This is a genomic window from Methylocaldum sp. RMAD-M, from assembly GCF_017832375.1.
GTDB lineage: Bacteria > Pseudomonadota > Gammaproteobacteria > Methylococcales > Methylococcaceae > Methylocaldum.
Genome location: NZ_JAFIBZ010000007.1, coordinates 85148 through 107315, shown reverse-complemented (window position 1 = coordinate 107315; position 22168 = coordinate 85148). Strand labels below are relative to the sequence as shown.

The following is a 22168-nucleotide window of genomic DNA, read 5'->3' as shown; positions in this document are numbered from 1 at the left end:
CGATGGCGAAACCGAAAGTCATTACGCTCGACGGCAACGAGGCGGTGGCCCATGTCGCCTACCGCGTCAACGAAGTGTGCGCCATCTATCCCATCACGCCCTCCTCCACCATGGCGGAACTGGCCGACCAGTGGGCGGCCGAGGGCAAGACCAACATCTTCGGCGAGGTGCCCGTGGTGGTGGAGATGCAAAGCGAGGGCGGCGCCGCCGGGGCCGTGCACGGTGCCCTTCAGACCGGGGCCTTGACCACGACCTTCACCGCTTCGCAGGGTCTCCTCCTGATGATCCCGAACATGTACAAGATCGCCGGCGAACTCACCCCGACGGTGTTCCATGTCGCCGCCCGCTCCCTGGCGGCGCAGGCCTTGTCCATCTTCGGCGATCATTCCGATGTCGCCGCGGTGCGGGGCACCGGTTTCGCCCAGATCGCCTCGGGCTCGGTGCAGGAGGCGCACGACTTGGCGCTGATCGCCCAGGCCGCGAGCTTGAACAGCCGGATTCCTTTCCTGCATTTCTTCGACGGCTTCCGGACCTCCCACGAAATCAGCAAGATCGTGCTGCTTTCGGACGACGAAATCCGGGCCATGATCGACGAGGAGACGGTCCGCGCGCACCGGGCGCGGGCCTTGAATCCCGACAATCCGTTTATCCGCGGCACCGCGCAGAACCCGGACGTTTATTTCCAGGGGCGCGAGACCGTAAATCCCTACTACGCGCGTTTGCCGAGCCTGGTACAGAAAACCATGGACCGCTTCGGAGAACTGACCGGACGCCGGTATCGCCTGTTCGAATACCACGGCGATCCGGAGGCCGAGCGCGTGGCCGTGATTTTGGGCTCCGGCGCGCACACCCTGCGCCAGACCGTCGATTTTCTGGCCAAGCAGGGCGAGAAGGTAGGCGTGATTCAGGTGCGTCTGTGCCTGCCGTTTTCCGTCGGGCATTTCCTCGCCGCCCTGCCCTCGACGACCAAAGCCATTGCCGTCCTGGATCGCTTAAAGAGTCCCGGCGCGCTCGGGGAACCCCTGTACACCGACGTGGTCGCGGCGCTGGCGGAAGCGGAGGCCAGCGGTCTCCTTCCGGCCGGGAAACGGCCCGAGATCGTCGGCGGCCGTTACGGGCTTTCCTCCAAGGAGTTCAATCCGGCCATGGCGAAAGCCGTGCTGGACGAGCTGAAGAAGGAAAGACCCAAGAACCACTTCACCGTGGGCATCGTCGACGACGTTTCGCACACCAGCCTGGACGTCGATCCCGGTTTCGACATCGAGCCGGACGGCGTGGTGCGCGCCGTGTTCTTCGGTCTGGGCGCGGACGGCACGGTCGGCGCCAACAAGAACAGCATCAAGATCATCGGCGAATCCACCGATCTCCATGCGCAGGGCTACTTCGTCTACGACTCCAAGAAATCCGGCTCCAGGACCACGTCTCACGTGCGTTTCGGGCCCGAGCCGATCGAATCGCCCTATCTCATCGAATCGGCCAACTTCATAGGCTGCCACCAGTTCAGCTTCATCGAGAAGCTCGACGTGCTGGCCAAGGCCAAGCATGGCGCGGTTCTCCTGCTCAACAGCCCGTACGGCCCGGACGACGTATGGGACCGGCTGCCCTACGAGGTTCAGCGGCAGATCATCGACAAGGCGCTGAAGCTCTATGTGATCGACGCTTCCAGGGTCGCCCTGGAAACCGGCATGGGCGGACGCACCAATACCATCATGCAGACCTGCTTCTTCGCCCTGTCCGGCGTTTTGCCGCGCGATCAGGCGATCGCCAAGATCAAGGAAGCGATCAAGAAGACCTACGGCAAGAAGGGCGAGGAGATCGTGCGGAAGAACTACGAGGCGGTCGATCGAACCCTTTCCGCCCTGCACGAGGTGAAAGTCCCGGACCAGGCGACCGGCACCCTCAAGCGCCAGCCGGTGGTTTCCGAGGAGGCGCCCGATTTCGTGCGCCGGGTCACGGCGATGATGATGGCCGACCGGGGCGACGAACTGCCGGTGAGCCTGATGCCGGCGGACGGCACCTTCCCGTCGGGCACCACCCGGTGGGAGAAGCGGAACATCGCGCAATCCGTGCCCGTGTGGGAGCCCGATATCTGCATCCAATGCGGCAACTGCGGCTTCGTCTGTCCGCACAGCGTCATCCGCGCCAAGTTCTACCACGAATCCCGGCTCGAGAACGCGCCCGAAACCTTCCTGTCGGCGCCGGTCACCGCCTACGGTTTTCCGGAAACCCGCTATACCTTGCAGGTCTATGTCGAGGATTGCACGGGCTGCGGCCTGTGCGTCGAGGTCTGCCCGGCCAAGAGCCTCACCCGGAGCGGCGTCAAGGCCATCAACATGCGGCCCAATGACCCGATACAGGAACCGCAGAAGGCGAATATCCACTTCTTCGAAACCATTCCGGTGAACGACCGCGCCCGGGTCGATTTCTCGTCGGTGCGCGGCGCGCAGTTTCTCGAACCCTTGTTCGAATTTCCCGGCGCCTGCGCGGGCTGCGGCGAGACGCCCTACGTTCGGCTGCTGTCGCAACTCTTCGGCGATCGCCTGATCGTCGCCAACGCCACCGGCTGCTCCTCCATTTACGGCGGCAATCTTCCGACCACGCCCTGGACCGTGAATGCCGAAGGAAACGGCCCCGCCTGGTCGAACTCGCTGTTCGAGGACAATGCCGAATTCGGCTTCGGCTTTCGCCTTACCGCCGATCAGCACTTGGCTCTGGCGCAGCGGCTCGCCCGCGAGCTGAAAGATTCGCTAGATCCCGAATTGGTGGACGAAATCCTGGCCGCACCGCAGCTCACCGAGTCGCAGATCCGCGCCCAGCGCGAGCGCGTTGCCAAGCTCAAGGCCATGCTGCTGCAGCGGACCGACGACAAGGCGAAGGATCTTCTGTCGGTGGTCGACCAACTGGTGCGGCGCAGTATCTGGACCGTCGGCGGAGACGGCTGGGCTTACGACATCGGCTCGGGAGGCCTCGACCATGTGCTGGCCTCGGGCCGCGACGTCAACGTGCTGGTGCTGGACACCGAGGTGTATTCCAACACCGGCGGGCAGATGTCCAAGGCGACGCCGCTCGGCGCCGTGGCCAAATTCGCCGCGGCCGGCAAGACCGTCGCCAAGAAGGACCTCGCCCTACAGGCCATCGCCTACGGCAATGTCTATGTGGCGCGCATCGCCATGGGGGCGAACCCGCAGCAGACCCTGCTCGCCTTCCGCGAGGCGGAAGCCTATCCCGGTCCCTCCCTGATCCTCGCCTACAGCCATTGCATCGCCCACGGCTACAATCTGCAACACGGCATGCGCCAGCAGGATCTGGCCGTCGCCAGCGGCTATTGGCCCTTGATCCGGTACAACCCGGCGCTGCGCCGGTCGGACCGGAATCCGTTCGTGCTGGATTCGCCGCGTCCGCGCATCCGATTCAAGGAGTATGCCTACAACGAGCTGCGCTTTATGATGCTGAGCCATACCAATCCCCGGAACTTCGAACGCTTGATGGAGATGGCGCAGCAGGTAGTCGATCAAAAATGGGACATTTACGAGGAAATGGCCAGCCGCGCCGGCAGCCGCTTTCATCCCGACGCCAGCGTCGACCTTCCGTAACAGGGGAGCCCGCATGGATCTGAAGACACGCTATATGGGACTGGAGCTCGATCATCCCGTGGTCGCCTCGGCCTCGCCGCTTTCCGAGACGCTGGACGGCATTCGCCGGCTGGAGGACGGCGGGGTCTCGGCGGTGGTCCTGTTCTCGCTGTTCGAGGAGCAGATCCGCCAGGAAAGGATGGCGTTCGTTCAGCTGATGGATCACCCGTCGGAAAGTTATGCCGAGTCGCTGAGCTACTTCCCCGATGTGGGCGATTTCCGCGTCGGCCCGGACAGCTATCTGAGCCTGGTCCAGCGCGCCGCCGAGGCGGTGGACATTCCGGTCATCGCCAGCCTCAACTGCGTGACCGGCGAGGGCTGGATCGACTACGCCCGACAACTGCAGGAGGCCGGCGCCAAAGCCCTGGAGCTCAATATCTACGGCATCGAAGCGAATTTCGATGTCTCGGGGCGCGAGGTCGAGCAGCGCTACCTGGACATCCTGCGGATGGTCAAGCAAGCCGTCTCCATTCCGGTGGCGCTGAAGCTGAGCCCTTTCTTCAGCGCCTTCGGCCATATCGCCCGGCAGTTCGATGCCGAGGGCGCCGATGCCCTGGTCCTGTTCAACCGCTTCTATCAGCCCGATCTCGATATCGTCAACCTGGAGGTCGCTCCGACCCTCTCCCTCAGTCACGCCGGGGAGATTCGCCTGCCCCTGCTCTGGATCGCGCTTCTGCGCGGCCGGATCAAGGCTTCGCTCGCGGCGACGCGGGGCGTGGAAAGCGCCGTCGAAATCATCAAGTATCTCCTCGCCGGCGCGGACGTGGTGATGGTCGCCTCCGCCCTGCTGCGCAACGGTCCGGACTATGCCGGCACGCTGGTGGACGGTTTGAGGGACTGGATGGACCAGCGCGGGTTTCAATCACTGGAACCCATGCGCGGCATCATGAGCCGCGCCAAAGTAGCGAATCCGGGAGCCTTCGAACGCGCCAATTACATTAAAATACTGGAAAGCTACTGATGGCCTGCGCGGCCTCCAGGTAGACCGAGGGAGCCGAGGCCGGACCAGAAGTAGGTCGGCAATTCTTTGCCGACGCAGCCTCAGCAGGTGTCGGCAAAGGATTGCCGACCTACTTCGAGCGCCAATTTCATTTTTCGAACAAGCCAAGATATTTTTAAGGAAGCTCTGAACGAGTGGATTCCGTTCATGCCCCTTCGACAGGCTCAGGAGAGCCTTCGACAAGCCTGTCCCGAGCCGAGTCGAAGGGCCTGTCCTGAGCCAAGTCGAAGGGCCTGTCGAAGGACTTAATCAGAGACTCCTTAAATCGAGCCACAGTATCGGCCACGACCCTCACCGATTCGCAATAGTCATCCCGGCCAACAGCATCGTCTCCGTTCTATCGCACTTCTGCACCGCCGTTTAGGTCTAATGCGTCGAAATGTTTGCTGTGGCGCAAACATTTGAGGAGCGACAGAGTTAGTGTTTGCCGCGGTAGCCGACCCGCATGCCTGTTGCACTCATGGAAAATGGTCCGAATTCGGCCGATACCTCCGGCATGAGAGGAGAAGCACGATTGAATGTTCCTGTGGAGCGTTCGCAGCCGTGGGCATCGCATCAGCCACGGCGCCGTAAGCGGGGGCTGATTCTTATCCTGGGCTTCTGCTGTGGACTATCTGCATGCGCCTATCGCCCGATGCAAGAGATGTCAAATCACTGGCATGGCGAGTGGGGCTGGTTACCGCCTCCGATCAAGGAGCCGATGGAGGAACCGGCGCAAGAGTCGGCGCCTGTTGCGAGCCCACCGATCGCGTCGTTGGAGAAGCACCGATTCTCTGTCGCCAAGGACGAAGGGGTAGTCGGGTCGTTCGGAGTTATTACGCTTCAGCAAGGGGACACGCTTCCCGATGTCGCGCGGCACTTCGGATTGGGATACGAAGAGATCGTCGCGGCAAACCCCGAGCTCGATCCGTGGCTACCGGACGCGAGCGGCAGAGCGTTGATCCCGGTGCAGTTCGTACTGCCGCGGGCGCCGCGGCGGGGTCTGGTCATCAATCTCGCCGCCATGCGGCTGTTCTATTTTCCGGCCAAGGGAAACGGCGCCGAGGTTGTCACTTATCCCATAGGTATCGGCCGGGAAGGGCGAGCGACTCCCAGCGGGGCAATGCGAATCGCCCGAAAGATCAAAAACCCGACCTGGTATCCGACAAAGAACATCCGAGACGACCACCTCCGTTGGGGGGATCCCTTGCCGGCCGCAGTGCCGCCTGGACCTAACAACCCCTTGGGCAAGTATGCCCTGTACCTGAACCGACAGATGTATCTCATTCACGGCACGAACAAGCCTTATAGCGTCGGGCTTCGAGCCAGCAATGGCTGCATCCGCTTGTATCCGGAGGACGCCAGTAAGCTGTACTCGCAGATTCCACTGAACGAGCCGGTGTATATCGTCAATCAGCCTTATCTCGTGGGCTGGCGTGACGGGGTAGTCTACCTGCAGGCTTACCGGAGCCATGAGGAATTAAACGAAAAATCGCTCAAGAAAACCGTCCGCGCCAATCTTAAAAAGTGGGAGCAGGATCAGAACCAGCCCCTGGATTGGGGAAAGATCGAACGCATTCTCCAAGAAGGACTGGGCATTCCGCTACCGATTGCCGCGGGAACACCGCCTATCGATGCCGTACTCGCGGGGGCGCAGCCTATCGCGCGACCCGACAAGTGGTTCGGACAACCCGAATCGGCGCGGAAAGCCAGCAACGGCTGGTACGTGTCCGCCGCCGTCATGTCCAGCGAAACGGCAGCGCAGCGACTCGCCGCCATACTCAATCATCAGGGTCCTCCGATACCGGCACAAGTTGTTCCGAGCGGCGAACGCCATCAGGTTATAGCGGGGCCGTTCGGCAACGCCAAGGCCGCCAAAACCGCCGTGAAGCGTCTCAAGGTCGATCTGGAACTGGACGGGCGCATCTTGCCGCCAAAAGCGAGCAGGCAGCTAAGTCGCCCGCCAAACCTGCCACCCGGGAAACGTGTTTTCCGAACATATCGGAGCCGGACCGACCAACCTGAAGACGGTACCGGAGGAAACGGCAATCGAGGCGACGAGCGGCTCAGGAGCAGATGACGTCGTGAATGCAATGCTTGAAGACACCGCTTCGGATACGACAGTAGACGAAGCGGTCGCCCGGCGACTCGCATTGGTAAAGAACTGATATTGCGCGTGCTTTCCGGATACCGAGACTGCCCTGCGCATCCTCTCCGCTTGGCTTGATCCAAATGTCTCAACCCCATTCAGCCCAAGGCCACATCCAGAATCATCATGACAATGAAACCGAGTATGGCCCCCAGCGTGGCGACGTCGGTGTTGCCCCGTTCCCGCGACTCGGGAATTATCGCTTCGATCACCACGTAGATCATGGCCCCGGCCGCGAAGGCAAGCGCGTAAGGCATGATGGCCAAGCACGCGGATACGGCGGCGGCGCCTATGACGGCGGCGACCGGTTCGACCACGGCGGACAGCTGCCCGTACCAGAAGCTGCGCAGCCGCGACCAGCCCACGCGGCGCAAGGGCATGGCCACCGCCGCGCCCTCCGGAAAATTCTGCAGACCGATGCCGATCGCCAAGGCAATCGCACCGCCCAGACTGGCCGTATCCAAACCGCAGGCCAAGGCGCCGAAGGCCACGCCCACGGCCAGCCCCTCGGGAATGTTATGCAGGGTGATGCCGAGCACCAGCAGCATGGTACGCCGCCAGGTCGTGACGCCCCCCTCCTCCGTCTGCATCGCTGCGCCGAGTTGGAAATGGGGCAACAGCCAGTCGCAAAGACTCAGCGCATAAGCGCCGAGGGCGAATCCCGTTGCCGCCGGAAGCCAGGCAAAACGGCCATAGCCTTCCGATAAATCGAGCGCGGGCGCGAGCAAAGACCAGTAACTCGCGGCCAACATCACTCCCGCCGAGAATCCCAGCATGGCATCAAGCAGCTTTTGGTTCATCCGCTTGGTAAAAAACACCAGGGCGGCGCCGAGCGCGGTCATTCCCCAGGTGAACAACGAGGCGAGAAGGGCTTGCAGAATGTGGGCACGCTCGGCGAACCAGCGGGAAACGGTCGAAAAGTGGGCTTGAACATACATGCCGAAGGCGGATAGGTCGCCGTTCGCGGCACGGGAAGCAAAATCGCTCGCTGCGTCACTCATCAGCGAAAAGTCTGGAAAGCGCTTCCTGATACTCGTCGCGAGCCTTTCGCCAAGCCGCGTATTTTTCGAGTTCGACCTTCACGAGCTTCAAGATCAGCGCCATGACGGCCACATCGTCCAGATAGCCGACGATAGGGATCACATCCGGGATCAACTCCGCCGGGTTGATCAGATACAGGAGACCGAAGGCCACGGCGGCGATCGCCCAGGCCGCGATATCCCGGTATGTCCCCGATCGGTAATCGCGGATCAATTCCAGGCAGAGCAGGATATCCAGCCAGACCTGATACAGCGCCGGAATCTTCTTGACCTTGTTCTCGATCTCGCGAGCCTTTTCGATGATGCGGTCGAAATGCCGATCCGTGATTTTCCCGCCGTTGCGCTTGAAGAAAGCTTCGTTCAGTTCGTTCCGGTCTTCTTCATCCACGGGTATCCCTCCCTTCCGTCAGCGGCCTATACCGAAAAAGCGAGCCATTCGGGTCTGAACAGCAGCAGCAAGCCGATGGCGATCAGCACAACGCCGCCGATGGCGTGAGCATACCGCACGTATGTCCCCGTCAGCCCGGTCACCCGCAGGGTCTGCATGGCGACGAAAAACACGAAGAGGTCGTCCAGCATGAACACCAGTATGTAAAGGCCGAGGTAAGCATGATATTGCCATGTCGGCAGGTTGCTCAGAGCAAGCACCTGGGTATAAATAGCCGGTATTCCGACGGAACAGATCAGTTCCACCAGGTTCACCGCAAAGGCAAGCAGGATAATGCCCGCCAGCGCGAGCAGGAAGCGCCGCTCGCTGGCCAGGGAACGCAGCCGCTCGAAAACGCGCTTCCGCGATTCGGGTGCGGTCACTTTACAGATAGCCTCGGGATTCACGAAATATTCGCGAAGGTAATAAGTACCGCCGCCCAGCGCCAGCGTTCCCACCAAGATGCGAATCCAGAGCAGCATGCCGAAAAAAAGCAGCAAGTTTAACCAGGCCGCCATGAACAGATAGTAAACCGCAGCCGAGGCGACGATGAATGCGCTGCCCAGCACCCACATCCGAAACCGGTTGCGCAATCCCACCAGCAGACTGATCAGGAAAAGCAAGGTCCACATGGCGCACGGATTGAAGCCGTCCACGGCCGCGAGCATCAAAGTCAGCACGGGAAGAGAGACCTGGCCGATGGTCACTTCTCCGAATATCGGCAGTTTCAGAACCTTCGGCGTTTTCTTGACCGGCTGGGGCCGGTCGTCGGCGCGCGTATCCGCTTTCCCGGTCAACAGCGGCCAAACCAGATCCGTGCAAAGAGCCTCGAAACAGGTCTTTGCGGCGGACTTGATCTCGGCTCCGGTCGTCGAGTCGTCGTTGTAGCCATCGAAGAACGTCTCCCCGATCACGGTCAGAGGCACCCCCGGCCGCTCGATTCCAAAATGCCTGACCAGCCCCGCAAAGACCTCGTAGTTTCGTGGTTCTCGGCTGATTTCCAGAAAATGAACGCGAACTCGCGTTTCCTCTCTTTCCCACCGTTTGAGGAAATCCTTCTCACGTTCACAGTGCGGACAACCGTCCTTCCAGAAGAAGTAAACATCGACTTTACCTTCTTCCGATTCGGCACCGTTCGCATACCGAACCGCGCCGAGCAGCGAGAAAACAATCAGAAAAAGTAGCCACACCGAGTTCCTGCTGCATCGCACCACCGATCAACCTCCTACAACAGTTTCGACCTCTCGACTCCCTGAACTATACGACGAGTTCACGGGCCGGCGCGAATAAATCAAGACTTGCTCAGATGGATGGCATCGCGGTTGCCCGATTTCTGAAATAGCGAAAGCGGTTATAGCCAAGAAAAGCGGAATGTTCGCCATTTGCCATCAGAAAGAGGTCGGTCGTCATTCGAGCATCCGCACCATCTCCATGGGGTTTTCATTTCAAAACGGAGTTGTGTGTATTTGCGTGGTATGGGTTCTTGACTCAACACTAATTACAAATGAGAATCCTTATCATTACAAAAAACAAAAAGGACGATCATGAAGGTCAAAATATGGGGCACCGTATTCACGCTCCTTGCCATTCAGGCCGCAGCCGACGATCAAGCCTTGCCCGGAGGCCAGTGGCTCACGCCGAAGGCCAAACTGGGCCGGGAGTTGTTCTTCGACGCCAGTCTCTCCTCGCCGGCCGGGCAATCCTGCGCCAGCTGCCATGAGCCCAAACGCGCATTCACCGACCCGGACAAGAGGATTCCCACCTCCGAGGGCGTGATTTCGGGACGGTTCGGCAGCCGTAACACTCCCACCGTCATGTATGCCGCATTCAGCCCGGCATTCCACTACGACGAACAGGAGGGGCTGTTCGTAGGCGGCCAATTCCGGGACGGCCGCGCCGCGACTCTGGAAGAACAGGCGAAACAGCCGTTCCTGAATCCGGTCGAAATGGCCAATCCGAGTCGAACTGCCGTGGTGGAAAAGGTACGTCAGGCCCCGTATGCCCGGTTGTTCGAAGAAGTGTATGGACGGGGTGCCCTGGATGACACCGAACGGGCCTACGATCTCATCGCCGACGCGATCGCCGCATTCGAGAATATCCGTGCATTCAACCGCTTCAGCTCGAAATACGACGCGTATCTGGCCGGAAAGGTCAAATTGAGCCCGCGGGAACTCAGGGGGCTCAAGGTGTACGAGGATCCCGCCAAGGGCAATTGCGCCGCCTGCCATCCCAACCGGCCGTCGGAGGAGGATTCCCCGCCGTTGTTCACGGATTTCACCTATGACAACCTGGGCGTTCCAAAGAATCCGGACAATCCCTTCTACGCCTTGCCGCCCGAGTTCAATTCCGCCGGCCGCGACTTCGCGGACCGGGGCCTGGGCGCCAGCGTCGGCAGCGTTGCCGAGGACGGGAAGTTCAAGGTCCCGACCCTTCGCAATATCGCGATAACCGGTCCCTACATGCACAACGGTTATTTCCAGACCTTGCGTGGCGTGGTCGAGTTCTACAACAACCGGGACGTCAAGCCCGCCTGCCGGGACGCCATGCCCCGTGAGCGCGATGCCCTCAAGCAAGGTTGCTGGCCCGCCCCCGAGATAGCGGACAATGTCAACCATGACGAACTGGGCAACCTGGGACTGACCGAACGGGAAATGGACGACCTCGTTGCCTTCTTGAACACCCTGACCGACGGATATCGCCCGCTCCAAGGGAGGCGTGGCAATTAGCGCGTTTTTCACCACGGTTTAGCGGTACGGGAAGCGCGTAGGTCGGCAATCCCTTGCCGACAACGTTCCTTGCCGACCCGGTTCGTCGGCAAAGGATTGCCGACCACCCTGCCGCCCCGTAGGTCGGGAATCCTTTCCCGACGCCGTGCTCCGACCGAGCGTCTTCGTCGGCAAAGGATTGCCGACCTACACCTTGGGGAAGCGCTACAGAAAACCGGAAAATGCTCTAACCCGTTCCACCGGCGATGTTACTGGGACAGCATTTCTCCCACGCGTTAAAACCGCCCACGAGATCGATCGTATTATCGAATCCCTGATCTTCCAGCAAGCTGGTGGCGATGGACGAGCGGTAGCCGGTGCCGCAATGGACCACGATGGGCCTGTCGCGGGGCAGTTCGCCGCTCCGTTCCGCGAGCCGGTTTAACGGGATATTGAGGCTTTCGCCGATGCGTTTCTGCTGCCATTCGTTTTCGGTACGCACATCGAGAACCAGGGGCGACTGCGCCGAGGCCAGCTTTTCCGCCAGGGTCGGGGCTGCGATCCGGTCGGTCCGCCGGATGAGATCCGGCCGCTGCTCCAGCGCTTCCATGCCCCCTTCGAGATAACCTGCGACATTGTCGAAACCTATTCGGCCGAGACGCATCGCGGCTTCCTGCTCGCGGCCGGGTTCGGCGATGAGCACGATGGGCCTAGTGCGATCGAGCAATGTGCCCGCCCAAGTGGCATAAGGGCCGCCGAGGCCGATGTTCACGCTGCCCGCCAGGTGCGCCCCTGCGAAATCCGCCGTCTCGCGCACGTCCAGAAGCTGCGCCCCGGCCTGTTTCATCGTGAGCACCGCGTCGAGCGAGAGCGGTTTCAGCCCGGTCGCCAGGGTTTCTTCGAGGGTTGCGCGCTCCTTGCGGTTGAGTACCGCGTCATGGGAAAAATATTTCGGCGCTTCCGGCTGGCCCGCCGTGACCAGGCGAATGAAGTCTTCCTTGCTCATGGGTTTGAGCGCGTAGTTGTACCCGCGCTGCGTTCCCATGGTGGAGAACAGGTCGGTGCTGAGACTTTTCCCGCACATGGACCCCGCGCCGTGAGCCGGGTAAACCAAGGTTTCGTCCGGCAGGGGCAACAGCTTTTCGTGCAGAGACTCGTAAAGCATCGCGGCCAGGTCTTCGGCCGAAACGCCGAACGAGGCCAAAAGGTCGGGGCGTCCCACGTCCCCGATGAACAGCGTATCGCCCGTCAGCACGGCATAGGGAATCTCCGTGCTCTTGGCCTGATCGTAAACCACGATCGAGATACCTTCGGGGGTATGGCCGGGTGTTTCCAGGATCTTCAGGCGGACCTGACCGAATTCGAGCGTATCGCCGTCGGGATGCGGAATGAACGCATATTCGGCATCCGCCCTCGGCCCCAAATGGATGTTGGCGCCGACACGATCCCGCAGTTCCAGGTGTCCCGCAATGAAATCGGCGTGAAAGTGGGTCAGGAACACATGGCGAATCTCGAGGCCTTGCCGGCGCGCCTCTTCCAGATATTGCTCGATGTCGCGCTGGGGATCGACGACGACGGCGGTTTTCGTCCCTTCATCGCCGATGAGATAAGAGGCGTGGGCGAGACAGCCGAGATAGAACTGCTTGAAGAACATGGAGGCCTCCTCTTGAGTTGGCGTGCTGCATCTGGTTGGACACCACCCGTCGACGCAATGATCCCCCATCGGCCTTTCGGTTGCGCATGCCCTTTGACTGAGAGTCGTGGTTTTCATGAGTCGTCGGAAGCTTTTTGGCAATAAGCCGGGCTTTCCCGATCCCCCTCTAACGCGGCCTTTTTCGCCAGCCTCGAGATGATGCAATCGCATAACCGTTACGCAATTTCCTTCCTGAAATCGAGTCTAATTGCTACCCCAATGCGAAGCTTTCGGCCCGTTACCGCCGGGTTTACTCCGGCATTGTCGGCCGCCGCCTTGGTCGGCTAGTCCAACATCCCTAATCAGAACTGGAGCAAGAATCATGCGACGCATCTATTTCTTGGTACCGAACATCGAAATTACCAAAAAGATTGTGGACGAGTTGTTGCTGGCGCGGATCGAGGAACGCCACATCCACGTACTGGCCAAACGCGGCACGCCTTTGGAAGATCTGCCCGAAGCCACTTTCCTGCAAAAGACCGACTTCCTTCCGGCCCTGGAACAGGGCGTCGCACTCGGCGGCGCGACGGGACTCTTGGCCGGGCTGGTGGCGATCGCCTTGCCCACGGGGCTGGTTCTGGGCGGCGGAGCGCTGTTTGCGATCACCCTGGCTGGCGCGGGGGTCGGAGGATTGATGTCGAGCATGGTCGGCAGCAGCATCGGTAACCGGCGGATCGATCAATTCCAGGAGGCCATGGAAAAAGGCGAATTCCTGCTGATGATCGACGTGCCCCGAGACCGCGTAGAAGAAATCGAGGCCATCATCAAGAAACACCATCCCGAGGCCGAGTGCGAAGGCACCGACCCGCATACCTTCCCCTAGGGCTTTGCGGTCGGAATATGCGATGGTCTGGCCACTCAGCACCCGCCACTTTAGGAAATGTTCATGAATTCGAGCTTGAAGGACCGCCTGACCGAAGCGCTCGATGACGAATACAAGGCGCTCGCCGCTTATCGAAAAGTCATCGAAAAGTTCGGTCCGATACGTCCCTTCGTTAACATCGTCGAAGCCGAGGCGCGGCATGCCGCTGCCCTGCTCTCGCTGTTCGAACGCTATGGCATACCCGTGCCGGAAGACCGCTGGCCTGAGCGCGTGACAGCGCCGGATACGGTTGAAGAGGCCTGCCGCAGCGCGGTCGAGGCCGAGATATACAATATGGCGATGTACGACCGCCTGCTTGCCGCTACCCCGGAACCGGATGTTCGCCGGGTTTTGGAAAACCTTCGGTCCGCCTCCCGCGATCGTCATTTACGCGCCTTCGAACGTTGCCTTCATTAAGGCGAAGGTAAAGCATTACCTCCGATCAAATCAGAACGAGACCGCTATTCAGGAGACTAGGAATGGACGTGCAAATCATTGAAAAAGAAGGCTCGAAATGGGCGATGATTCCATATGACGACTATCTGTCCCTCGTGGAACTGGCCGAATTGGCGACGGACATGGCGTCCGACGTCAAAACCGAGGAACGGCTTGTGCCGGGCGAAGAACAACTTCCGGACGACTTGAAGGCGCGCCTTTTGGCCGGAGAGAACGCCATTCGGATCTGGCGCGAGTTCCGCGGGCTGACGCTGGAGGAACTGGCCGAGCGGGCTGGCATAACGGAATCGTTCGTTGCCCTTGTCGACCGGGGACGGCCGACATGCCGAATCGACAAGCTCAAGCGTATTGCCGAAGTGTTAGGCGTGCACCTGGAAAATATCCTTCGCACGGTATAGTCAAGGCCTTCACCATGCGGAGCGGATGCGGTCGTTTGACGCATCGGCAATTTGAAGGTCTACCGCGCGAGCTCGAGCACTGCGGCATAGATTCCCGCTACCACTTGGGCCATTCTCCGGTAGTCCAGCGTGTCGGGCGTGTCGGTGGCGGCATGATAGTTCGGATTACGATAGAAAGCCGTATCGGTGATCATTACGGCCGGATAGCCTGCTTCCCAATAATTGAGATGGTCCGAGAAGTCGACGCCCGGGAGAAAGCGCGGAGCATTGATCGAATGCACCGGCAAGCTTGAGGCGTTGGACATCGCCTTCTTGATACTTCGCACCAGCCGTCCCTCCCCTATCCTTCCCACGACGGCGATGAAGTTTCCGGTGGTCGGATAGAAAAGCGAAAGTCCCGGCGCGGGAAATGACTGGCTGTCTTTCGCATCGGTGAAATAGCCGATCATTTCGAGCGCAAGCATCGCGCGTACGTTCGCCCCCTTCGCCTTGAGCGACTGGGCATGCACGGCACTCCCCATGTGCTCGCTCCTGAAAAATGGCGGTTCCTCCAGGGTATAGGCTACGAGATCCACCCGGATTGCGAGATCGGCTTTGCCCAGTAGTCCCGCCAGTTCGATCAATCCGGCGACGCCGCTCGCGTTATCGTCGGCTCCGGGATAGGGACCGGCCGTATCGTAATGTGCGCCGACGACGATCCGCTCCTCGGACGGCGGGCCAAAACTAGCCATGATATTGCGGTAAGTCGTTCGGCCGACCCGGAACGGCTGGTCCGCGGTTTTGCCCTGCGCTTGCTCGAACGCCGAACGGATATACGATGCCGCACGATCGAGATTATCCGGATGACCGGCATCCCTTGGCCCTAGCATCTCCGACAAGGTTCGGACATGGGCTTCCAGGCGCCCGGGATCGATGGTGGGCGGCGCGGCCTCGTCCGTGCCGGCAAACGAGGGCTCCGCCAGACAGAACCGGAGTGCAATCACCAGAAAGCATGCCCAGGCTAGTACGATTGCTCCGCAAACCGACATGGGCGAACGATTTCGGACATCCATGCAATACACTCCAGACAACCGTGGAACTGCACGGCTCCAATTCCGCTTTCAAGACAGGCATACTGAAAACCCGCGCGGCGAGGGTCAACAGTAACCGTTGGATCGCCGCCGAGTCTTTCCGTTCGGCATCACCGGGACTCCGCGAGCGGTCGAATACCTTGCCGAGGAATCCCACCGAGATTTTGTCTAAGCCTTCGTCGAACTCTCGAAAAACCAGTCGCCTAGCGCTTTGACAGAAAGAGGACGGCTGAAGAAAAAGCCTTGAGCTTGATCGCAACCTTCATCCCGCAGAAAGGCCAATTGCTGCTCCGTTTCGACGCCTTCGGCGATAACCGTCAGTCGAAGGCTGTGGCCCAGACTGATCACTGCGCGGGTTATCGCAAGATCGTCCTGATCATCGATGATGTCGCGCACGAAGGACTGATCGATCTTCAGCTTGTCGATCGGGAATCGCTTGAGATAACTGAGGCTTGAATAGCCCGTCCCAAAATCGTCGATAGCCAACTTTACGCCCATGTCCTTGAGCTTGTGCAAGCGTTTCTGAATCGATCCCTCTCCTTGCATGACGATTCCCTCGGTCAACTCGAGTTCAAGATACTCGGGCTCCATACCCGTTTCTCCCAACACCCGTGCGACGAGGTCTTCGAATCGCTGAACGAATTGTGGCGAGGCAATGTTGACGGCAACCGGAACCTTGGCGAAACCGAGGGATTGCAAGTACACGTTTTGGCGGCAGGCCTCGCGGATCACCCATTCCCCGATCGGAACGATGAGGCCGCTTTCTTCGGCGATGGGAATAAACCGGCCCGGCGCTACCCGGCCCCATTCCGGATGCTGCCAGCGGATCAAGGCCTCGAGGCCTACCAATCCGTGCGTCTCGATATCGTACTGAGGCTGATACTCCAGCAAGAATTCGTCACGTTCCAGAGCCTGCCGCAGACCGCTTTCGATCGTAAGCCGCTCCAGCACGGCGGAATTCATGCTTTCGGTAAAGAATTGATAAGTATTGCGTCCTTTTTCTTTAGCGTGATACATGGCGGTATCGGCATGTTTGACCAAGGATTCCACGTCGCCGCCGTCCTGCGGATACATGCTGATGCCGATGCTCGGCGTGATGCTCAGCCGGTAATCCTCGATGACATAAGGCTGCGCGACCACGCTCAGAATCCTTTCGGCGGTCTGAGCGGCCGAGTCGCCTCCCGTTTCCGGGAGCAGTACGACGAATTCGTCGCCTCCCAGCCGGGACACGGTGTCCGTATCCCGCAGGCATCCCCGCAAGCGGCCCGCAATGCTCCGCAATAGCCCGTCGCCGACATGATGTCCCAGGGAGTCGTTGACCGTTTTGAATCGGTCGAGATCCAGAAACAGCAGGGCCGTTTCTTTCTTGTCACGGGCTGAAAGCGCTAAGGCCTGCGCAGCCCTGTCCATCAACAAGGCACGGTTCGGAAGCCCTGTTAGCGCATCGTAAAAAGCGAGACGCTGGATCCGGTCCTCGACCCGACTGCGCTCGATGGCGATCGCAGCGGTATGAATCGCCGTCTCTACCAGCCTGGCGTGTTTGTCCGAAGGCCGCTGCGGTTCGCGATAGTAAACGGCAAAGGTACCGATGACGTTTTGCCTCGCGTCGAAAATGGGTGTCGACCAACAGGCGCGAAGTCCGTACTGCTCGGCGAGATCGCGAAAGGCGGCCCAACGGGGATCCGTCCGAATATCGCTGGTAATTACCGTTTGCCGGTGAAATGCCGCAGTGCCGCAAGATCCCACGGAAGGTCCGATGGCGATACCGTCTATTTGCCGGTTGTAATCGTCGGGAATACTCGGGGCGGCCCCATGCCGCAAATGAACGCCGTCCTTATCCAGGAGAAGCACCGAGCAGAGTATTTTGTCATCCTGCTGTTCGATCGTACGCGCCAGTGCAGCCAGGGTATGCTCGAGGGACGCTCCGTTGGCGATCATCTCCAGCATGTCTCTCTGGCCGCGCAACAAGGCCTCGGTACGTTTGCGCTCGTTTTGTTCGATCACGAGAGCGGCGAGATTGGCCACGGCAATGGCGAAAAAGCGTTCTTCCGCAGACCAGCTGAGCGTTTCGCCGGTGTGCTCGCAGCATAGGACGCCCTCGACGCGCCCGAAGACGTGTATCGGCACATCGAGCATCGAGCTGATCCGTAAAGGACGCAGGTACACAGCGGAAAACTCGGCGGTAGAAGGATGATGACACGCATCGTTCGCCACGATGGCTTCCTCGGTTTCAAGTCCTTTGAAATAGCTCGGAAAATCCTCCTGGCGTAATGTCATCCCGGAACTGTGCCGTTGCCGGGAGCGCTCGTAGAGATCCATGCATTCGATGGCGAGCCGGTCTTCGGTAAACCGCCATACACTGATGCGCTCGATGTCCAACTCCGTCGCGGTGGTTCGAGTCAGCAGGCGAATCGCCTCGAGGGCATCCTCAGCCGAAAAAATTTCGCTACGCGTTAGCGAGGCCAGCGCGCGTTGTTGCTCCAGCAAGGAGTTGCGGTTTCGCCGAAGCCGTTCCTCCGATTGCATTAGTGTATCTACCTTCATCCACCACCCCGTTGAGAACGACTCGCATCGGTCGCGTTCAAAGCCCAATGCCTTGAAAACCGTTTCGGCAGTACGCTACCGATCTCGCATAGGCCGTTCCGAATCGCTGCATTCGTTATGGCCGATCGGGCCGCAGCTAACCGCGATCGACTGTATAGGAGCTAAGTATGGGACATTTTCATCGGGTTAACGGTACACCCCTCAATTCTAAGGCGAGTATCGTAAAGGTGAGCGCCTGGCACGGTCCAGCGAACAACCGCCAATCTTTCGACGCCCGTCTGTCGTTAAATCCGGAGACGGCCGTCGGACGGGTCTTTGCGTTGCCGTTCTGGGGAGCAATGAGCCGGCCGAGGAGTCAAAGGGCAAAGTCTGCCGTGAGCGGTCATTGATAAAACACAAGGATCTCCGCATTGTGAAGTGCAACCATCGTTCGTCTCGACCGCCACACGCCTGAAAAATGCAAGCGCATTCGACATTGCAACGCCTAAAGCCCGGTAGAACCGTTACGCTGGTCGGCACGCTCGGAATCGTGTTCGGCGACATCGGCACCAGTCCGCTTTATGCCATGCGCGTCGCCTTCAGCGGACCTCACGCCATTGCGCCCAGCGAGACCAATATACTCGGCGTGCTGTCGCTTATTTTCTGGTCGCTGATCGTGATCGTCTGCCTGAAATATGCCGCGATCATGCTGCGGGCCGACAACCGAGGCGAAGGCGGAATCATGGCCTTGTTATCGCTTGCGTCTCGCGCTGCGATCGATTCACCCCGCCGGCGACGCGTAATCGTTCTGATCGGTCTCATCGGCGCCGCCTTATTTTATGGCGACGGCATTCTCACACCCGCAGTTACGGTTACGAGCGCCGTCGAAGGCCTGGCGGTCGTGGCTCCGAAACTCAACGAATTTGTCGTGCCGGTGACCCTGGCGATCCTGACCCTTTTATTTCTTCTCCAACGCAAGGGTACGAGTCGTGTCGGCCGGCTGTTCGGCCCGATCATGCTCCTATGGTTTTTTTGCCTCGGAATCCTCGGTGCGCGCAGCATTCTCGCTACCCCGCAGGTATTGGTAGCAGCGAATCCGTGGTACGGCGCTCGTTTTTTGATCGAAGAGGAATGGTATTCGCTGGTGGTCCTGGGCGCGGTTGTCTTGGTGGTGACCGGAGCCGAAGCTCTTTATGCGGATATCGGCCATTTCGGCGTTCGGCCGATTCGCATGGCCTGGTTTGCCGTGGCTCTTCCGGCCCTGTTGCTGAACTACTTTGGCCAAGGCGCATTGCTGCTGCGCGAATCGGAGGCTACCCAAAATCCGTTCTACCTTCTAGCACCGGAATGGGGAGCCCTCCCGCTGCTCATATTGGCGACGATTACGACGGTGATTGCGTCCCAAGCCGTAATTTCCGGGGTATTCTCGACGACGTTGCAGGCGATCCAGCTTGGTTACTTGCCGCGGGTGCGTATTTATCACACGTCGCTGTTTTTCCCCGGCCAAATCTACCTGCCGGTCGTCAATTGGCTTTTATTGGCCGCAGTCTTTACCCTGGTCGTGCAATTCGAATCGTCCCAACGATTGGCCGCCGCTTACGGCATCGCCGTTACCGGCACGATGGTCATCACGAGCCTGTTGGCTTTCTTCGTATTCAAAAGGCTCTGGCAATGGAGATGGATGACCAGCCTGGCGGTCGTAGGCTGCTTCTTGATTATCGACACCGCCTTCCTTATGGCCAATAGCTTGAAATTCACCCAAGGCGGGTGGATTCCCCTTGGGGTTGGCGTTGTCCTGTTTACCGTGATGACCACCTGGCAACAAGGACGCACGTTGCTCGGAAAACGCTTGAACGAAAGAGCGATATCGTTCGAAACCTTGCTCATGCGTTTTCACGCAGAACCGCCGCGGCGTATTCCCGGAACCGCCATTTATCTCACAGCCGGCCGCCGGGGTGTCCCTCAGTCCCTCTTGAACAATCTGGCGATCAACAAGATTCTGCACGAACGGGTGATCGTGCTGACCGTAATCGTCAAAGACGTGCCCTGGGTGCCTCGCTCCGAACGCATCAAAATCAGGCACTTCGGCGACGAGTTATACCGAGTCAAGATTTACTTCGGTTTCAATCAGGAGCCCAATGTGCCGGACGCCCTGGCCTTGTGCAAAGAACGGGACCTCGAGATCGATTTGGCCAATGCCTCGTTTTTCTTCAGCCGGGAAGCCGTCATTTCGACGCCCCGCCCGGGTATGGCTCTCTGGCGCGAGCGCCTCTTTATCCGCCTGGCGCGCAATACCGAGAGCGCCATGGACTTTTTCAGAATACCTCCGGACCGTGTGATCGAACTCGGGACCGTGGTCGAAATCTAACTGGCTCCGCTTCGTAAACTGAAATCGTTCGCAATGGCTTTGAATTTTTCTCTTCTACTAAGTGACAGCGTACCTCACGATAGGAGCTCGACGTGTATTCGCCAGAATATGGACGGCAAATGAACGTATCGTCCCTCACCATCCTGATCCGCCGATGGCATTTGATCGTCGTATCCGCGATAGTGCTGCCGCTCGCGGCCTGCACCAGCATTCGGTTCGGTTATAACCATGCGGATACCTTGCTGATCTTCCGGCTTGATGAGTATTTCGATCTGGAAAAGACGCAGAAAACCTTGGCTAAAGATCGAATCAACGCGTTACTGGCCTGGCATCGCGCGACGCAATTGCATGCTTATTCGGCCTTACTCGACGACATTCGGACGAAAGCAAAGGGGCCGATGACGCCATCCGAGGTTACTGATTTTCAGCAGAGGATCAACCGACGCCTGGAAATACTCGGCGAGCGGGCCGCCCCGGAAATCGCCAGGCTCGCACTGACGCTCAAGCCTAATCAGATCAGGCAGGTACAGCGCGAACTCAGCGATGACAATGCACAATTCCGAAAGAAATACGGTTATCTGCATAACAGCGCGGACAATGCCCCCGGAGCCAAGGCGAAGCTTTTTATCAAGCGTGCCGAGTTTTGGCTCGGGAAACTCACCGACGAACAACGAACCATCATCCGAAACGCCATAGCCGGACGCGACAACGGCAACTACACCTGGGCAGACGAGCGCGAAGCACGGCAGCGCGATTTTCTAACCCTGCTTTCGAAAATCCAGGAACGGAAGCCGGAGGAGCGAGTCGCAACGGACTGGATTCGCACCTATTTCGCCGAACTGGCCGACCAAACAGACCCCCAGCGGCGCGCCTATATTCAGACCCTACGTCAGTCGAATGCGGAGTTGATCGCCAAAGTAATTACGTCCGCAACGCCCGAACAGCGAGCTGCCCTGGACGAGAAATTACAAGGCTATGCCGCCGACCTTGCCGCCTTGGCCGGAGAAGATCGCAGGTTTGGACAGTGGACTTTTCCATCGCGCCCGAACGAAAAATTAAGAGGACCGGAAACGAAGAGCTTCCGAAGTTCTCCTTAGCGTCGTTTTTCGCTCTGCCCATGGCCTAACCGTGGGGCGGAATTGTTCGTTTTTTGTCTCGAAAAACAACAAACGATAAGTATCCGGCCCGTCCAAGTACCGATCGCAAGATCTCGAAATCCACAGAAATTCACGGCTATCGCGATCTTGGTCTTCATAGCCGGCAGCCTGCCGGTCAGTGAACCAGTGTGCCTTTTCGGTGTCGGGAAGGAGAAGCGATTCAAGAAATTCTATGGAGCATGCGATTATGGTCCGATTAAGCTTCGAATCCGTCATTCCGGAACATGCTGTTACTTTGGGTCCGGCCCCGTATTTTCGAATCAGCGGTCATGTGATTCGCCAAGGTCCGGACAACGAAATCGTGGGGCGCTATCAAAACCACTTCTGGGAGATTCAGGGCAATTTATTTTCCCGATGCGACTGCCGGACCGGCGCCTCGATTCATTTTGAGGACACCTTTGGCGGCGGGTCCGAACGTTTCGGTCCTTTCGAGCATTTCTTCATATCCGACGGAAGCGTCTACACGGATCACGAACCGTTCGCCCGGTTCCTCGAAGAGGAGCGATGTTGGCAGCACGGCGACACGAACGTTTGCTGGCCGGTTCTTGTCATATGCTGACTGCCGAACCGGGCCGACTCCGATCTTCGCGACATAAGCGGTTTTGGATAAAGCGATGCCATCGCGGTATCCTTGACCTATTATCGTTCGGTGGCGAAGAGCGCTGCACCCCGAGGATTCGATCTTGTCAGGCAACTACACTGCCAGACG

Annotated in this window: 16 protein-coding genes; 10 read left to right on the top strand and 6 right to left on the bottom strand. The window is 59.3% G+C overall.

Going from position 1 to position 22168, the window contains the following annotated elements; genetic code table 11:
* The first annotated feature begins 2 nt into the window (after nucleotides 1-2).
* From nifJ to JOD69_RS09455, 3 genes are all read left to right on the top strand, one after another.
* Nucleotides 3-3593 carry a pyruvate:ferredoxin (flavodoxin) oxidoreductase gene (gene nifJ, locus JOD69_RS09465; protein WP_086135564.1) on the top strand — a complete coding sequence of 1197 codons (3591 nt, stop codon included), beginning with the start codon at nucleotides 3-5 and terminating at the stop codon, nucleotides 3591-3593.
* 13 nt (nucleotides 3594-3606) lie between these two features.
* The gene (locus JOD69_RS09460) at nucleotides 3607-4593 is read left to right on the top strand and encodes a dihydroorotate dehydrogenase-like protein (protein WP_086135565.1); all 987 of its coding nucleotides are present in this window, start codon (nucleotides 3607-3609) and stop codon (nucleotides 4591-4593) included.
* Nucleotides 4594-5275: 682 nt separating this feature from the next.
* Nucleotides 5276-6691, top strand: a complete 1416-nt coding sequence (locus tag JOD69_RS09455) for a L,D-transpeptidase family protein (RefSeq protein WP_240507133.1) — start codon at nucleotides 5276-5278, stop codon at nucleotides 6689-6691.
* A 167-nt stretch (nucleotides 6692-6858) separates the two neighbouring features.
* Here JOD69_RS09455 and JOD69_RS09450 read toward each other — a convergent pair whose 3' ends face one another.
* From JOD69_RS09450 to JOD69_RS09440, 3 genes are read right to left on the bottom strand one after another with little or no spacing between them, the layout of a single operon-like run.
* Nucleotides 6859-7761: a ZIP family metal transporter gene (locus JOD69_RS09450; protein ID WP_086135566.1), complete on the bottom strand. Its 903-nt coding sequence runs from the start codon at nucleotides 7759-7761 to the stop codon at nucleotides 6859-6861.
* Complete coding sequence (locus JOD69_RS25220) at nucleotides 7754-8188, bottom strand: DUF1232 domain-containing protein (protein ID WP_156880994.1); 435 nt, start codon at nucleotides 8186-8188, stop codon at nucleotides 7754-7756. Before JOD69_RS25220 ends, JOD69_RS09450 begins: the two co-directional genes overlap by 8 nt.
* 26 nt (nucleotides 8189-8214) lie before the next feature.
* Complete coding sequence (locus JOD69_RS09440; protein WP_086135568.1) at nucleotides 8215-9417, bottom strand: thioredoxin family protein; 1203 nt, start codon at nucleotides 9415-9417, stop codon at nucleotides 8215-8217.
* A gap of 354 nt (nucleotides 9418-9771) precedes the next feature.
* Between JOD69_RS09440 and JOD69_RS09435 the strand changes: the two genes are divergently transcribed.
* Nucleotides 9772-10953 (top strand): cytochrome c peroxidase, encoded by a 1182-nt coding sequence (locus JOD69_RS09435; protein ID WP_086135569.1) that lies wholly within the window; start codon nucleotides 9772-9774, stop codon nucleotides 10951-10953.
* Nucleotides 10954-11179: 226 nt separating this feature from the next.
* Here the strand turns inward: JOD69_RS09435 and JOD69_RS09430 are convergent, their stop codons facing one another.
* Nucleotides 11180-12586: an MBL fold metallo-hydrolase gene (locus JOD69_RS09430; RefSeq protein WP_086135570.1), complete on the bottom strand. Its 1407-nt coding sequence runs from the start codon at nucleotides 12584-12586 to the stop codon at nucleotides 11180-11182.
* Nucleotides 12587-12947: 361 nt separating this feature from the next.
* Between JOD69_RS09430 and JOD69_RS09425 the strand changes: the two genes are divergently transcribed.
* From JOD69_RS09425 to JOD69_RS09415, 3 genes are all read left to right on the top strand, one after another.
* Entirely contained in the window at nucleotides 12948-13448 is a 501-nt protein-coding gene (locus JOD69_RS09425; protein ID WP_086135571.1) for a DUF1269 domain-containing protein, read from the top strand.
* Between the two features lie 63 nt (nucleotides 13449-13511).
* Entirely contained in the window at nucleotides 13512-13904 is a 393-nt protein-coding gene (locus JOD69_RS09420; RefSeq protein WP_086135572.1) for a DUF2202 domain-containing protein, read from the top strand.
* A 62-nt stretch (nucleotides 13905-13966) separates the two neighbouring features.
* Entirely contained in the window at nucleotides 13967-14341 is a 375-nt protein-coding gene (locus JOD69_RS09415; protein WP_086135573.1) for a helix-turn-helix transcriptional regulator, read from the top strand.
* Between the two features lie 59 nt (nucleotides 14342-14400).
* Here the strand turns inward: JOD69_RS09415 and JOD69_RS09410 are convergent, their stop codons facing one another.
* Entirely contained in the window at nucleotides 14401-15393 is a 993-nt protein-coding gene (locus JOD69_RS09410; RefSeq protein ID WP_086135574.1) for a M28 family peptidase, read from the bottom strand.
* Nucleotides 15394-15579: 186 nt separating this feature from the next.
* Nucleotides 15580-17955 (bottom strand): EAL domain-containing protein, encoded by a 2376-nt coding sequence (locus tag JOD69_RS09405; RefSeq protein WP_210023907.1) that lies wholly within the window; start codon nucleotides 17953-17955, stop codon nucleotides 15580-15582.
* 457 nt (nucleotides 17956-18412) lie between these two features.
* On the opposite strand from JOD69_RS09405, the gene JOD69_RS09400 reads away from it, so the two are divergent.
* The 3 genes from JOD69_RS09400 (at nucleotide 18413) to JOD69_RS09390 (ending at nucleotide 22018) form a co-directional block, all read left to right on the top strand.
* Nucleotides 18413-20302 carry a potassium transporter Kup gene (locus tag JOD69_RS09400; RefSeq protein WP_086135575.1) on the top strand — a complete coding sequence of 630 codons (1890 nt, stop codon included), beginning with the start codon at nucleotides 18413-18415 and terminating at the stop codon, nucleotides 20300-20302.
* A gap of 119 nt (nucleotides 20303-20421) precedes the next feature.
* On the top strand, nucleotides 20422-21399 hold the full coding sequence (locus JOD69_RS09395) for a DUF6279 family lipoprotein (protein WP_086135576.1): 978 nt from the start codon (nucleotides 20422-20424) through the stop codon (nucleotides 21397-21399).
* Nucleotides 21400-21646: 247 nt separating this feature from the next.
* Nucleotides 21647-22018 carry a hypothetical protein gene (locus JOD69_RS09390; RefSeq protein WP_139841173.1) on the top strand — a complete coding sequence of 124 codons (372 nt, stop codon included), beginning with the start codon at nucleotides 21647-21649 and terminating at the stop codon, nucleotides 22016-22018.
* Nucleotides 22019-22168: the final 150 nt, after the last annotated feature.

Bases quoted from the DNA above. Each gene is read 5' to 3' on its own strand.
- nifJ (WP_086135564.1), top strand. From the start codon at position 3: ATGGCGAAACCGAAAGTCATTACGCTCGACGGCAACGAGGCGGTGGCC.
- JOD69_RS09460 (WP_086135565.1), top strand. From the start codon at position 3,607: ATGGATCTGAAGACACGCTATATGGGACTGGAGCTCGATCATCCCGTG.
- JOD69_RS09455 (WP_240507133.1), top strand. From the start codon at position 5,276: ATGTCAAATCACTGGCATGGCGAGTGGGGCTGGTTACCGCCTCCGATC.
- JOD69_RS09450 (WP_086135566.1), bottom strand. From the start codon at position 7,761: ATGAGTGACGCAGCGAGCGATTTTGCTTCCCGTGCCGCGAACGGCGAC.
- JOD69_RS09435 (WP_086135569.1), top strand. From the start codon at position 9,772: ATGAAGGTCAAAATATGGGGCACCGTATTCACGCTCCTTGCCATTCAG.
- JOD69_RS09430 (WP_086135570.1), bottom strand. From the start codon at position 12,586: ATGTTCTTCAAGCAGTTCTATCTCGGCTGTCTCGCCCACGCCTCTTAT.
- JOD69_RS09425 (WP_086135571.1), top strand. From the start codon at position 12,948: ATGCGACGCATCTATTTCTTGGTACCGAACATCGAAATTACCAAAAAG.
- JOD69_RS09420 (WP_086135572.1), top strand. From the start codon at position 13,512: ATGAATTCGAGCTTGAAGGACCGCCTGACCGAAGCGCTCGATGACGAA.
- JOD69_RS09415 (WP_086135573.1), top strand. From the start codon at position 13,967: ATGGACGTGCAAATCATTGAAAAAGAAGGCTCGAAATGGGCGATGATT.
- JOD69_RS09410 (WP_086135574.1), bottom strand. From the start codon at position 15,393: ATGGATGTCCGAAATCGTTCGCCCATGTCGGTTTGCGGAGCAATCGTA.
- JOD69_RS09405 (WP_210023907.1), bottom strand. From the start codon at position 17,955: ATGAAGGTAGATACACTAATGCAATCGGAGGAACGGCTTCGGCGAAAC.
- JOD69_RS09400 (WP_086135575.1), top strand. From the start codon at position 18,413: ATGCAAGCGCATTCGACATTGCAACGCCTAAAGCCCGGTAGAACCGTT.
- JOD69_RS09395 (WP_086135576.1), top strand. From the start codon at position 20,422: ATGAACGTATCGTCCCTCACCATCCTGATCCGCCGATGGCATTTGATC.
- JOD69_RS09390 (WP_139841173.1), top strand. From the start codon at position 21,647: ATGGTCCGATTAAGCTTCGAATCCGTCATTCCGGAACATGCTGTTACT.